Below are 12,871 nucleotides of genomic sequence, written 5' to 3'. Positions count from 1 at the left end.
TCATATCGGCAAGGCCCCCGCCCGCTTGAGCCGCGCCACCTCCATCAGCGACTCAATGTCGGCGATGTGGGGCAGCGCGAGGATGCGGTGGCGGTAGATCCGCTGGTAATGCGCCATGTCCCGCGCGACGATCGACAGCCGCACGTCGACCCGGCCAAGGAAGGTCTGGATCTCGATCACCTCGGAAATGTCCCGCGCCGCGGCGAGGAAATCGTCGAAGGCCGTCGCCACCGTCTTGTCCAGCGTGAAGCGCAGCGACACCTCGACGGTATAGCCGAGCGCGGGCCAGTCGATCACCGCCCGCGTTCCGCGGAACGCCCCCGTCGCGCGCATCTTCTCCAGCCGCCGCGCCGCCACCGCCGCGGTGCAGTTTGCCCGCTGCGCCAGCGCCGACACCGCCATCCCGGGGTCCGCCATCATGTGCCGCAGCAGGCGGCGGTCGAGATCGTCGAGCATGAATTCTCCGGATCAATGACGATCCGCGCATGATATTCCGCAAGAACGCGCCGGATCAACCGAAATACCCCCTCGCCGCCGCCGGATCACCCCCCTATGGTCCGCGCCACAAAGACACTAGGGACGCCAAGGGAGACCGACATGCGCGTGTATTACGACCGGGATTGCGACATCAATCTGATCAAGGACAAAAAGGTGGCCATCCTCGGCTATGGCAGCCAGGGCCACGCCCACGCGCTGAACCTGCGCGACAGCGGCGCGAAGAACCTCGTCGTGGCGCTGCGCGAAGGCTCGCCCTCGGCGAAGAAGGCCGAAGCGCAGGGCCTGCAGGTCATGGGCATCTCCGAAGCCGCCGCCTGGTGCGACCTCATCATGTTCACCATGCCCGACGAACTCCAGGCCGCGACCTACAAGCAGTACGTCCACGACCACCTGAAGGAAGGCTCCGCCATCGCCTTCGCCCACGGCCTGAACGTCCACTTCGGCCTGATCGAGCCGAAGCCCGGCGTCGACGTCATCATGATGGCGCCGAAGGGCCCCGGCCACACCGTGCGCGGCGAATACACCAAGGGCGGCGGCGTCCCCTGCCTCGTCGCGGTGCACAACGACGCCTCGGGCAAGGCGCTGGAACTCGGCCTCTCCTACTGCTCGGCCATCGGCGGCGGGCGCTCGGGCATCATCGAGACGAACTTCCGCCAGGAATGCGAGACCGACCTCTTCGGCGAGCAGGCCGTGCTGTGCGGCGGCCTCGTCGAGCTGATCCGCATGGGCTTCGAGACGCTGGTCGAGGCGGGCTACGAGCCCGAGATGGCCTATTTCGAGTGCCTGCACGAGGTGAAGCTGATCGTCGACCTGATCTACGAAGGCGGCATCGCCAACATGAACTACTCGATCTCGAACACCGCCGAGTACGGCGAATACGTCTCGGGCCCGCGCATCCTGCCCTACGACGAGACGAAGAAGCGGATGAAGGAGGTCCTGTCGGACATCCAGACCGGCAAGTTCGTCCGCGACTTCATGCAGGAGAACGCCGTCGGCCAGCCCATGTTCAAGGCCACCCGCCGTCTGAACGACGAACACCAGATCGAGAAGGTCGGCGAGAAGCTGCGCGCCATGATGCCCTGGATCTCGGAAGGCCGCATGGTCGACAAGGCGAAGAACTGATCGCAATCGCTTGCGAAAAATGACAGGCACCGCCGCGGCGGTGCCTTTCCCGTTTCTGGCACTTCTGGCGGATCAGGCCGTCCTGCGCTCTTCCTGCAGCAGGTCGACACCGCCTTGCGGGCCGTCCTTGGCCAGGTTCGACCGCGGTGCGTGGGGATCCTTGCGCAGGCGCTCCACGTCGTACTTGCCGCGGATGCCCAGGACGCAGACGGCGAGAAGGGTGATCAGGGCCAGAAGCCCAACGATGAAGGAAAAGTCCATTGTCGCTCTCCATGTGAGGTGTTGGAGCGTCAATCGACGGCGGGCCGGGTTGTTCCCGCATTACGGGAACGCGCGACTCAGGCGGGCGGATTACCGCCGTTCGGGGGATCCCAGTCGATGCCGTAGAGCGACCGGATGTGTTCGCGGAAATGGCTGCGAAAGGCCGAGACGCCGTTCGCCACCCGCAGGAACTCCTCGCGGTCCATGACCAGCACCTTCGTATCCTCCAGCGCCGTCACCGTGCCGATGCGCCGGGTGTCGCCGAGGATCATCCTGTCGCCCACATGCTCTCCGGGGCCGATCCGCCGGGTCGTCGGCCCGCCATGCTCGGGCGCGTCGATCACCAGCTGCAGGGCCCCCTCGATCACCGCATAGACACCGTCGGCCCGCGTTCCCGCCTCGAACACCCGGTCGCCCGCGAGATAGTGGACGAAGCGCACGGCGGAGGGGCGGAAGTTGTGCACCTGCACGATGCTGCGGGGCGACAGCGCGTCGAGGATCCAGTTGGTCAGCACCCGGCTCTTGATCCAGAGCCCCGGCACGAAGCCGAGGTAATAGGCCCGCCAAAGAAGCCAGGCCGGAAAGCCGGTGATGTTCACCCCCCAGACCTGCGCCACCCCCCGGTGCGCCCCGAGCGAGGCGAGCGCGCCTTGCGATTCGTACTCGAACGGCTTCGGCGCCTTTTCCCGCAGCACCGCGGCGATGTTCTCGGCCAGCGCCCGCGCCTCGCGCACCGCGAACTGCGCCGTGGGCGGGGCGAAATCGGCGGGCCCCTCCGCTCCCTCCTTCATCGGGATCATCGCGCAGTCGCCCAGGGCCCAGACGTTCTCGTGCCCCACGGCGCGCATCGTCCGCTCGACCTCGATCTTGCCGCGGTTCAGGCGCAGCGGCATCGCCTTCACCACGTCCGAGGGCGCGTTGCCGATGGTGGCGACGATGGTACGGGTGCCGATCCGCTCGCCGGTGGTCGTGACCATGGCGGTGCCGGTGGCCCGCGCGACGCCGGTGTTCAGCATCACCTCGATCCCGCGCTTCTCCAGGTGCTTCAGCGCGTAGTCCGCCAGCTTCTGCGGCATCTCGCGCAGGATCCGGTCGGCGAACTCGACGATCACCATCCGCACCTCCGACGGCCTGATGTTCGGATAGTACTTCAGCGACCGGCCGATCATCTCCGACAGTTCGCCCGCCGTCTCGATCCCCGAGAATCCCGCCCCGACGACGACGAAGGTCAGCGCCTCGCGCTTGACCTCGGGCATGTTGGTGATGTCGGCATGTTCCAGCTTCTCGATCATGTGGGTGCGGAGCCTGCGCGCGTCGTCCAGCGTCTTCATCGTCATCGCGTGGTCGGTCAGCCCCGGCGTGCGGCTCAGGTCCGTCTTCTGGCCAAGCGCGACGACGAGGTGATCATAGCTCACCTCGGTCGGCCGCCGCTGCACCCCCTGGAACACCGTGACGACGCGCCGGTCGGTATCGACCTCGGCGATCGTCGCCTTCCGCACCTTCACCCCTTCCAGCAGGAAGCGCAGGGGCGAGACGGCATGGGTGGCGGTGATCGACCCGGCCGCGACCTCGGGCAGCAGCGGCTGGAAGACGAAATAGTTCTCCTCGCTGATGATCTCGATCTCGGTACCGCTGCCAAAGCGCCGCCGCAGCTCGCGCGCCGCAAAGAGCCCGCCGAACCCGCCGCCGAGCACCAGAACCCTCGTCATCTCCGCATGCTCCCCGCATCACGCCTGCATCACGCACGCTTCACGTTCGCGTCAGAGCCTAGCGCGGGGTCGCGATCCGGCAACGCCGACGTTCGGCGGTGGCGCTCAGACCGCCCTGCGGATCTCGGCCACGATGCCGTCGACGACGGTCTTCAGCTGCGCCTCGTCCTCGCACTCCGCCATGACCCGGATCAGCGGCTCGGTCCCCGACTTGCGGATCAGGAGCCGCCCGCAGCCCTTGAGGTCCGACTCGGCCTGCGCGATCGCCGCCTTCACCTTGTCGGACTCGAGCGGCGCCTGCCCCACGGCATAGCGGACGTTCTTCAGCAGCTGCGGCACCGGCTCGAACCGCTTGCGCAGGGCCGAGGCGGGCTGGCCGGTCTGCACCATGGCGGCGAGGAACTGGAGCCCCGCAAGCAGGCCGTCGCCGGTGGTGGCATAGTCGGTCATCACGATATGCCCCGACTGCTCTCCGCCAAGGTTGTAGCCGTGCTGGCGCATCGCCTCGACGACATAGCGGTCGCCGACGCCGGTACGGCTCAGGGCGATCTTCTGGTCGGCGAGGTGGCGCTCCAGCCCGAGGTTGCTCATCACCGTGGCGACGAGGGTGCGGTGCGCGAGCCGCCCCTGCTCGGCCCAGCGGTTCGCGAACAGCGCCATGATCTGGTCGCCGTCGGCCACCTGCCCGGTCTCGTCAAGGATCATCACCCGGTCCGCGTCCCCGTCGAGGCAGATCCCGACATCCGCCCGCCGCTCGACCACCATCGCCGCCGCGGCGGCCGTGCTGGTGGACCCGCAGCCGTCGTTGATGTTGTGCCCGTTCGGCGAAACGCCGACCGGGATCACCTCGGCCCCGAGCTCCCACAGCACTTCCGGCGCCGTCTTGTAGGCCGCGCCGTGGGCGCAGTCGATCACCACGCGCACCCCGTCCAGCCGCATCCCCGCCGGGAAGGTCGCCTTCACCCGCTCGACATAGCGGAAGCGGCCGTCGTCGATCCGCTTCGCACGACCGATGTTCTGCGCCTGCGCGGGTTCGACCCCGTCGGCCACCATGCGCTCGATCTCGGCCTCCGCCTCGTCCGAGAGCTTGAAGCCGTCGGGGCCGAAGAACTTGATCCCGTTGTCCGCCGCGGGGTTGTGGCTGGCCGAGATCATCACCCCCACGTCGGCCCGCATCGAGGTCGTGATCATCCCCACCGCCGGCGTCGGCACCGGCCCCAGCAGGAACACGTTCATCCCGGTCGAGGTGAAGCCGGCGGTCATCGCCGTCTCGAACATGTAGCCCGACAGCCGCGTGTCCTTGCCGATCACCACCCGGTGCGCGCGCTGGTCGTCGCGGCGGAAATACCGCCCCGCCGCCGCGCCGAGCTGCAACGCCAGTTCGGCGGTCATGGGGTAAGTGTTGGCCGTGCCGCGCACGCCGTCGGTGCCGAAAAGCTTCCGTGTCATCCCGGTATTCCCTTCACAGAGGCCATCCACAGCGAGAGGGCCTGTCGCGTCTCGCCAATATCATGCACCCGCAGAACCTGCACCCCCTGCGCGACGCCGTGCAGCGCCACGGCGACCGATCCGGGCATCCTGTCCCGCGGCGCCTCGGCCCCGCCGAAGGTGCCGATGAACCGCTTGCGCGACGCGCCGAGCAGCACCTGGCAGCCAAGCCCGTGGAACAGCGACAGCCCCGCCAGAAGCGTCAGGTTCTGCTCCGCCGTCTTGCCGAAGCCGATGCCGGGATCGACGAGGATGCGATCGCGCGGGATGCCAGCCGCCTCGGCAATGGCCACCCGCCCGGCCAGCCAGTCGTAGACGTCGAGCAGGAGGTCGTCGTAGGTCGCGAGGCTCTGCATCGTCTCGGGCGGCCCCGGCGTGTGCATCAGGCAGACCGGCGCGCCGCTTTCGGCCACGAGTCCCGGCATCGCGGGATCGTGGCCGAAGCCCGAGACGTCGTTCACCAGCCCCGCCCCCGCCGCCAGCGCCGCCCGTGCCACCGTCGCCTTGCGCGTGTCGATGGAGATTGCCCCGGTCCACTCCGCCCGGATCGCCTCGATCACCGGCACGGTACGGGCGATCTCGTCGGTCTCCGGCACCTCCTCCGCCCCGGGCCGCGTCGACTCGCCGCCGATGTCGAGGATGTCGGCCCCGCCCGCCACCATGGCCCGCGCCTGCGCCAGCGCCCGCTCGGGCGCGTCGAACAGCCCGCCGTCCGAGAAACTGTCGGGCGTTGTGTTCAGGATGCCCATGAGTCGCGGCGCCCCGGCCCCGAGCCCCGGCACCGGCGCGCGCGGGGCGCAGAGCCGCGCCTGCACCTCCGCGGGCAGCTCGGACGCGGACAGGAAGGCAGGCGGACGGCCGCGCTCCAGCACCTCCACCCGGTCGAACCAGCACCAGCCGCCCGCGAGCGGGAGGGCACCGGGGACCGGCCGCGGTCCGGCCTGCGCGATGGGACGACAGTAGATGGTCACGGCGCGCTCAGGCCTGCAACAGCGCCGGGGTGTCGGCGGGCAGATGCTCGCCCTCGCCCTCCCCGCCGGTGCCGACATAGATCAGCCGCGCCGCCTGCATCTCGGTCGCGAACCAGCGGGCGAGCGCCGGGCCGCTGCGGGGCAGCACGGCGGGGCCGCGGGCCGAATCGAGGATCAGCTTCGAGGGCGCCCAGACCGTCAGCTCGTCGTGCTTCATCGCCCAGTCGAGCTCGGTCCGGGTCCCGACCACGACGCAGCGACGGTCACGCCCCGCCAGCACCCAGGCGTTCTGCTCGATCGCCAGCAGGTCGATCCGCCGCTGCGCCGCCGCCGAGGCCGAACGCGGCACCTCCACGGAAGGCGCACCGACGCAGAGGATCGCGGGCTGGCCGGACCCCTCCAGCTCGTCGATCCAGCCCGTCAGCCGGTCAGAGGCCAGCGCGGCGTTGTCGAGGTACACGACCACCGGGTGGGGCACCTCCACCTCCACCCCGGCCGCCGCCAGCCGCTGCCTGTCGCCCCGCGCCCGCACGATCTCGACCCCGAGGGCGCCCGGCCCGCGGTCCAGCTTCTCGATCCGGACGAAACAGCGCAGCGCGAGCGGCGCGGCCAGCACCCGGAGCGCGATGCGCTCGGCCAGGGTCTCGAGCAGGTTGATCCGCTCGGCGGCCAGTTCGTGGGCGATGGCCTCGGTCAGGGTGTCGTATGACAGGATCTTGTCCACGTCGTCGTCCGCCGCCGCCCCGTGGGGCGCCACCTCGACCACCAGGTTGAAGCAGATCCGCTGCGGCGCGCCGCGTTCCTGCTGGAAGGCGCCGATGTCCACGGTCACGATGTGGTCGCGCAGGGAGATGCGGTCGAACATGCCCTCGGGCATCCCCGCGGGCTCGGTCGCCGTGGCGCGCAGTTCGGGGTGGCCGAAGGCCAGGTGAAGATCGCGGGACATGGGACCGCTCCGCTCAAGGGTATCTCGGCCCAGCGTTACCGCTGCGCCCCCGCGAGGGAAAGGGAAGACCGCCCTACCCCATACGATAGAATCGGTGGACGCCGATCGTCGCCGTCAGGTCGAAGCGCCGCGCCCAGCGGGGATTGACCGCCTTCGTGTGGTAATGGGTCGCCCCGTCCGTCAGCACCCGCGCCGCACCGTCCAGCATCAGCCGCGCCACCTTGCCGACCCGCGTCCAGGCCTTCGGCTCGTGCACCACCTCGGGCGAGCCGTCGCAGGTGAAGGTGAACTGGCACTGGTACTTGCGCCCCGTGCCCTGCCGCACCACGCCGCAGACGCTGCCCGGAAAGGCGGGGCTGTCGACGCGGTTCAGGATCACCTCGGCCACGGCGAAGACGCCCTTCACGCTCTCGCCCCGGGCCTCGAAATACAGCGCCTCGGTCAGGCACTCCCACTCGGCGTTGCCGCTGGCCTTAGGCAGACCGGCAAGGAAGCTGCGGGAATAGCCGGGGATCGCCGTCACGGAGGGGCGGTCGCTCTCGCGCGGGACGGCGAAGGGATCGCGCATCCGGTTGCTCCGCTCCGCCGCCAGCGCCCGTGCGCCCGGCCCGAGGAGCGAGGCCAGCTCGTCCGCCATTTCCGGGGCCTCGGGAACCTCTGACGCGTCGGGCGCATTGGAGAACGACGGAACGCTTTCGGGTGGCGTGAACAGGACCGGCTGCACCATGGGCGTCTCGTCGATGGCGCTGCTGCCCGCGCCAAGAAGCGCCACCAGATGCGCGTCCATCCTCGGGTTCTGCGCGGCGACGGTCTGCGGAACGACGGCCGAGACGGCCAGCGACAGAACGGCGGCGGCCGTCGGCCACCGCGGACATGATGCGGACATGAACCCCTCCGGTTTTCAGATGGCCGACGTCGCCGATCGGGCGGCGACAGGCCGGTGCAAGCGGCCCGTGGCTAAGACCTGACCGTCGGGAAAGAAAAGCCGCGGGCCGCACCGGAGGGCATTTCGGCGGATTCCGGCCTGTTTGCGTCACGGCATGACGGATTCCGGCCGATCCGCACCGTGACCTTCAGCCGCGCCGCGCACCGTAGGATGGGTGATATCACCCATCCTACCTAATGGTTCACTGCCCCCTTCAGCCGCGCCCGCCCCGGATGGCGAGATGCGCCGCCGCCAGCCGCGCCACGGGCACCCGGAACGGTGAGCAGGAGACATAGTCGAACCCGGCCGCGCGGCAGAAGGCGATGCTGGCGGGATCGCCGCCGTGTTCGCCGCAGACCGAAAGCGTGACCTCCGGGTTGCCCTGCCGCCCGCGTTCGGCGCCGATGGTCAGCAACTCGCCCACCCCGTCGCGGTCGAGCTTCAGGAAAGGATCCTCGGGGAACACCCCCTGCGCCACGTAAGGCCCCATGAACCGCCCCGCATCGTCGCGCGACAGGCCATAGGTCATCTGCGTCAGGTCGTTTGTCCCGAAGGACAGGAACGCCGCCTGCTGCGCGATGTCCCCGGCCCTCAGCGCCGCGCGCGGCGTCTCGACCATCACGCCGAGGCGGAAGGTGAAGTGATGCCCGCTCTCGGCCCGGACCGCCGCCGCCACCGCCTCGACCCGGCCGGCGACCAGCTCGACCTCGCGGCGGGCCGAGACCAGCGGGATCATCACCTCGGGCACCACCGATCCGCCGACCGCCACCGCCGCCTCGAAGATCGCGCGCGCCTGCATCTCGTAGATCTCGGGCACCACGATCCCGAGCCGGACGCCCCGCATTCCCAGCATCGGGTTCACCTCGTTCAGCGAATCGACCCGCGCCGTGACCTTGGCCAGCGGCAGGTCCAGCGCCTCGGCCAGGTCCAGGAGCCCCTCCCGCGTCGTCGGCAGGAACTCGTGCAACGGCGGGTCCAGCAGGCGGATGCAGACCGGAAGCCCCTCCATGATCCGGAACAGCTCGGTGAAATCGGCGCGCTGCACCGGCAGCAGCGTCTCCAGTGCCGCCGCCCGGTCCTCGGGACGCTCGGCGAAGATCATCTCGCGCATCGCCGTCATGCGGTCCTGCTCGAAGAACATGTGCTCGGTCCGGCAGAGTCCGATGCCCTCGGCGTTGAAGGTGCGCGCCACCTGCGCCTCGGCCGGGGTGTCGGCGTTGGCGCGCACGCCGATGTCGCGATGTTCGTCCGCCCAGCCCAGCAGGTTCTGGAACGCGTCGTCCAGCGCGGGTTCCAGCAGCTTTGCCGCCCCCGCCAGCGCCATGCCCGAGGTGCCGTCGATGGTCACGATGTCGCCCTCGCGGAACACCCGGCCGTGGTCGCCCGTCAGCGTCCGCGCCCGCCGGTCGATGCGGATGCCCGAGGCGCCGACGACGCAGGGCAGCCCGAAACCGCGCGCGATCACCGCGGCGTGGCTGGTCGCGCCGCCCTTTTCGGTCAGCACGCCGACCGAGGCATGCATGCCGCGCACGTCGTCGGGTTTCGTCTCGCGCCGCACCAGGATGCAGGGCACCTCCCGCACCGCGCAGTCGAGCGCCGCCTGGGCCGAGAACACCAGCCGCCCCGTCGCCGCGCCGGGACTGGCGGCGATGCCGCGGGCGAAGCTGTCGCGCGGGTCGGCGGGATCGACCTGGCGGTGCAACAGGTCCGACAGCGCCGTCGGCTCGACCCTCAGCACCGCCTCCGCCTCGGGGATGATCCCGTCGAGCGCCAGCGACACCGCGATCCGGACCGCGGCGCGGGCGCGGCGGGGCACCCGCACGGCGTCGAGGATGAAAAGCTGCCCGGCGTCGATGGTGAACTCGACCTGCATCTCCTCGCGCAGGCGAAGGCGGCAGAGATCGCCGCAGGACATGAGCTGGGCGAAGATGCCCGGACAGAGATCCTCCAGCGCGGCGCCGCGGGGGTCCCGGGTCAGGTACAGCGCGCCCGCCTCGGCCACCAGCGCCTCGCGCCCCTGGCTCTGGCTCAGGTAACGGCCGGTGACCTGCGGAAGGCCGGTGTCGGAATTGACGAACTGGATCACGCCCGAGCCGCTTTCCCCCCGCCGCGGATCGCCGACGCCCAGCACCATCGCCTGCACGACAAGGCCGAGGCCCGCATCCGCCGGCGCGCCCTTGGCCTGCCGGAGCAGCCGTGCCGAGGTGCCCTCCCAGGCCCGCGCCATGGAACGCAGGACGTCGGTCAGCTGGCGGACGGGGTCCTGCGGGAACGGCTCCTCCGTCTCCGCCTCGAAGGCATCCTGCATGGCGCGGATGGTTTCGGTGTTGGCGGACTTGTCCAATTCGAACATGTCCGGCTCAAGACGGGCGACATGGACGGCATAGGATTGGATGAATCGCGCATAAAGCGCATCGGCGGCGGGGGGACCGATCAGGTTGGCCAGCCGCGCGTGACGGGCGTCGTTCATGCCGATGTTCAGGATCGCGCCGGGCCCGCCCCAGTCCGGCACCTCGCCGGAGGGTCGGACCGAGACCAGCGGCGCCTCGCCGAACCCGGCCAGCAGGCGCTGGAGGTCGGGCATCTCTCCGGCGGCGATCGAGCGGACGGTCTCGAAATCCAGCGCGACGGTCGGGGGGACGGGCAGACCCATGCGGACCAGGCGTTGCAGACACTTCGCCCGGCCGCCGTGCACGGTCACGGAGATCGGGGCGGTCGGGGTGATCGGGGTCGCCCCCGCGAAATCGACATGTTTCTGCACTGCGGAACTCCCGCTGTCGTGCAGCAGGATAGCGTCATCGCGGTGTCATGCAAGGTTTACATGGCCCGCGATGCTGCGCCGCCGCGTCAGCCTTCGAGCCGCGTCAGGTCGGCCACGCCAAGGCAGGTCGTGCGGATCCGCGACAGGAGGTTCAGCCGGTTGCGCCGCAAAACCTGACTGTCGGCGTTGACCTGCACCGCCTCGAAGAAGGCGTCGATCGGCGCACGCAGCTCGGCCATCGCGGCCATGGCGGCGGCGAAATCCTCCCGCTCCATGGCGGGCCGGATCTTCGCATCCGCGGCATCGAGTGCGGCGAAGAGCGCGCGTTCGGCCTCGTTCTCGGCAAACTTCACGTCCGCCCCGAAGGAATACTCCACCCCGTCCTGCGTCTCCGCCTGGGTCAGGATGTTGTTCGCCCGCTTGAACCCCTGCAGCAGGTTCTCCCCGTCGTCGGTCTTCAGGAACACCGCCAGCGCCTCGGCCCGCTTCACCAACAGGGTGATGTCGTCGTTGCCGGGCATGGCGAGGCAGGCGTCGATGACGTCGTGCGGAATGTTCTGGTCGCGGAGATAGACCTTGAGGCGGTCGTGGAGGAAGGCGAGCAACTCGTTCGTGTCCGCGGTGCTTTCCCCGCCGTTGGCGTCGCGGGGGCCGACCAAAGCTGCGGAGCTTGCGAAGGGGCCGGAAGACCCGTTCAGCTCTACCCGTACCTGGTTCTCCAAGACAAGCCGGATCACCCCCAGAGCCGCCCGCCTCAGAGCGAAGGGATCGCGGCTCCCCGTCGGCTTCTCGTCGATGGCCCAGAACCCGGTCAGCGTGTCGATCTTGTCGGCCAGCGCCACGGCGACCGAGACGGGCGCGGTCGGCACGTCGTCCGAGGGGCCGAGGGGCGAGTAGTGCTCCTGCGCCGCCGCCGCGACCTCGGCGGGGAAGCCTGCGGCCTCGATGTAATACCGGCCCATGAGCCCCTGCAGCTCGGGGAACTCGTAGACCATTTCGGACGACAGGTCGGCCTTCGCCAGCCGCGCCGCCTGCTCGGCCATGTCGGCATCCGCCCCGACCAGCGGCGCGATCTCGCGGGCGAGCGCGGCGATGCGGGCGATCCGCTCACCCTGCGAGCCGAGCCTGTTGTGGAAGGTCACGCTGTCGAGCTTCGCGAGCCACTGGCCGATGTCGGCATTGGCCACGCGCAGGTCGTTCTCCCAGAAGAACCGCGCGTCGGACAGGCGCGCCGACAGCACCTTGCGGTTCCCGGCCAGGATCGTCGCGCCGTCGTCCGCCGTCTCGCGGTTGGCGACTGTCACAAATCGAACAATCCGGCCCGTTTTGGGGTCGCGGACGCTGAAGAACTTCTGATGTTCACGCATCGAGGTCTGAAGCACCTCGGGCGGGAGCGACAGGAACTGTTCGCCGATCTCGCCCATCAGCACCACCGGCCATTCCACCAGCCCGGCGACCTCGGCCAGCAGCGCGCGGTCCTCGACCACCTCCAGCCCCAAGGCGAAGGCGCGGTTGGTCGCGTCGTTCCAGATGTGCTCGGCCCGCTCCTCGGCCGAGAGCACCACGAAGGCGCGCTTCAGCTTCGCCGTGTAATCGTCGAAGCCGGTTACGGAAAAGGCGGCCGGCGCCATGAAGCGATGGCCGCGGGTCACCGCCCCGGCGCAGATGCCGTCGATTTCCAGCGGCACCACCTCGGCCCCCGCATCGTCGGACAGCAGGCACAGGATCGAGTGCAGCGGACGCACCCAACGCAGCTCGCCCGCGCCCCAGCGCATCGACTTCGGCCAGGGAAAGCCGCGCACGACCCGCTCCAGCACCTCGGCCACGATTTCGGCGGCGGGACGGCCCGGCTTGCGGATCACCGCGAAATACACCTGCCCCTTCTTGTCGTCGCGGACCTCCAGCTGGTCCTTCGAGAGGCCCGTGGAGCGCAGGAACCCCTCCACCGCCTTCTCGGGCGCGTCGGTCTTCGGCCCCTTGCGCTCTTCCACCTGGGCGGGCGAGGCGGCGAGCAGCCCCTCGACCGACAGCGTCAGGCGGCGCGGCGTCGCGAAGGCCCCGGCCGAGGCATAGGTCAGCCCCGCCTCGACCAGCCCGTCGGTCACGCGCGCCTTCAGGTCGGCGGCGGCGCGGGCCTGCATGCGGGCTGGGATTTCCTCGGACAGGAGTTCGATCAGGAGGTCGGGCATG

At 69.8% G+C, this 12,871-nt stretch carries 10 protein-coding genes; 1 reads left to right on the top strand and 9 read right to left on the bottom strand.

Features of this window, described 5'->3' with window-relative positions:
- The gene (locus A7B20_RS17225) at window positions 1–456 is read right to left on the bottom strand and encodes an Lrp/AsnC family transcriptional regulator (protein ID WP_102109822.1); all 456 of its coding nucleotides are present in this window, start codon (window positions 454–456) and stop codon (window positions 1–3) included.
- Between the two features lie 141 nt (window positions 457–597).
- Here A7B20_RS17225 and ilvC point away from each other — a divergent pair, with 141 nt between their 5' ends.
- Window positions 598–1,620: a ketol-acid reductoisomerase gene (gene ilvC, locus A7B20_RS17220; protein ID WP_102109821.1), complete on the top strand. Its 1,023-nt coding sequence runs from the start codon at window positions 598–600 to the stop codon at window positions 1,618–1,620.
- A 72-nt stretch (window positions 1,621–1,692) separates the two neighbouring features.
- Here ilvC and A7B20_RS17215 read toward each other — a convergent pair whose 3' ends face one another.
- The 8 genes from A7B20_RS17215 to glyS form a co-directional block, all read right to left on the bottom strand.
- The gene (locus tag A7B20_RS17215) at window positions 1,693–1,881 is read right to left on the bottom strand and encodes a hypothetical protein (protein WP_102109820.1); all 189 of its coding nucleotides are present in this window, start codon (window positions 1,879–1,881) and stop codon (window positions 1,693–1,695) included.
- A gap of 77 nt (window positions 1,882–1,958) precedes the next feature.
- On the bottom strand, window positions 1,959–3,590 hold the full coding sequence (locus A7B20_RS17210; RefSeq protein ID WP_102109819.1) for an FAD-dependent oxidoreductase: 1,632 nt from the start codon (window positions 3,588–3,590) through the stop codon (window positions 1,959–1,961).
- A 105-nt stretch (window positions 3,591–3,695) separates the two neighbouring features.
- Window positions 3,696–5,039 (bottom strand): phosphoglucosamine mutase, encoded by a 1,344-nt coding sequence (gene glmM / locus A7B20_RS17205; RefSeq protein WP_102109818.1) that lies wholly within the window; start codon window positions 5,037–5,039, stop codon window positions 3,696–3,698.
- A complete protein-coding gene (gene folP, locus A7B20_RS17200; RefSeq protein ID WP_425437182.1) occupies window positions 5,036–6,049 on the bottom strand; it encodes a dihydropteroate synthase in 1,014 nt (337 codons plus the stop codon). The genes glmM and folP overlap by 4 nt, the downstream gene beginning before the upstream one ends.
- Before the next feature lie 7 nt (window positions 6,050–6,056).
- A complete protein-coding gene (locus tag A7B20_RS17195) occupies window positions 6,057–6,995 on the bottom strand; it encodes a dihydroneopterin aldolase (RefSeq protein WP_102109816.1) in 939 nt (312 codons plus the stop codon).
- A 73-nt stretch (window positions 6,996–7,068) separates the two neighbouring features.
- Window positions 7,069–7,881, bottom strand: coding sequence for a cell wall hydrolase (locus tag A7B20_RS17190; RefSeq protein ID WP_245867054.1), 813 nt, complete (start codon window positions 7,879–7,881; stop codon window positions 7,069–7,071).
- A 253-nt stretch (window positions 7,882–8,134) separates the two neighbouring features.
- A complete protein-coding gene (locus A7B20_RS17185) occupies window positions 8,135–10,681 on the bottom strand; it encodes a putative PEP-binding protein (protein WP_245867051.1) in 2,547 nt (848 codons plus the stop codon).
- Between the two features lie 86 nt (window positions 10,682–10,767).
- The gene (gene glyS / locus A7B20_RS17180) at window positions 10,768–12,870 is read right to left on the bottom strand and encodes a glycine--tRNA ligase subunit beta (RefSeq protein WP_102109814.1); all 2,103 of its coding nucleotides are present in this window, start codon (window positions 12,868–12,870) and stop codon (window positions 10,768–10,770) included.
- Window position 12,871: the final 1 nt, after the last annotated feature.

It is taken from the genome of Oceaniglobus roseus, from assembly GCF_002869745.1.
Classification (GTDB): domain Bacteria; phylum Pseudomonadota; class Alphaproteobacteria; order Rhodobacterales; family Rhodobacteraceae; genus Oceaniglobus; species Oceaniglobus roseus.
Note: the sequence above shows the minus strand (reverse complement) of the source record. Positions and strands in the feature narration are given on the sequence as shown.

Bases quoted from the DNA above. Each gene is read 5' to 3' on its own strand.
- A7B20_RS17225 (WP_102109822.1), bottom strand. From the start codon at position 456: ATGCTCGACGATCTCGACCGCCGCCTGCTGCGGCACATGATGGCGGAC.
- ilvC (WP_102109821.1), top strand. From the start codon at position 598: ATGCGCGTGTATTACGACCGGGATTGCGACATCAATCTGATCAAGGAC.
- A7B20_RS17215 (WP_102109820.1), bottom strand. From the start codon at position 1,881: ATGGACTTTTCCTTCATCGTTGGGCTTCTGGCCCTGATCACCCTTCTC.
- A7B20_RS17210 (WP_102109819.1), bottom strand. From the start codon at position 3,590: ATGACGAGGGTTCTGGTGCTCGGCGGCGGGTTCGGCGGGCTCTTTGCG.
- glmM (WP_102109818.1), bottom strand. From the start codon at position 5,039: ATGACACGGAAGCTTTTCGGCACCGACGGCGTGCGCGGCACGGCCAAC.
- A7B20_RS17195 (WP_102109816.1), bottom strand. From the start codon at position 6,995: ATGTCCCGCGATCTTCACCTGGCCTTCGGCCACCCCGAACTGCGCGCC.
- A7B20_RS17190 (WP_245867054.1), bottom strand. From the start codon at position 7,881: ATGTCCGCATCATGTCCGCGGTGGCCGACGGCCGCCGCCGTTCTGTCG.
- glyS (WP_102109814.1), bottom strand. From the start codon at position 12,870: ATGCCCGACCTCCTGATCGAACTCCTGTCCGAGGAAATCCCAGCCCGC.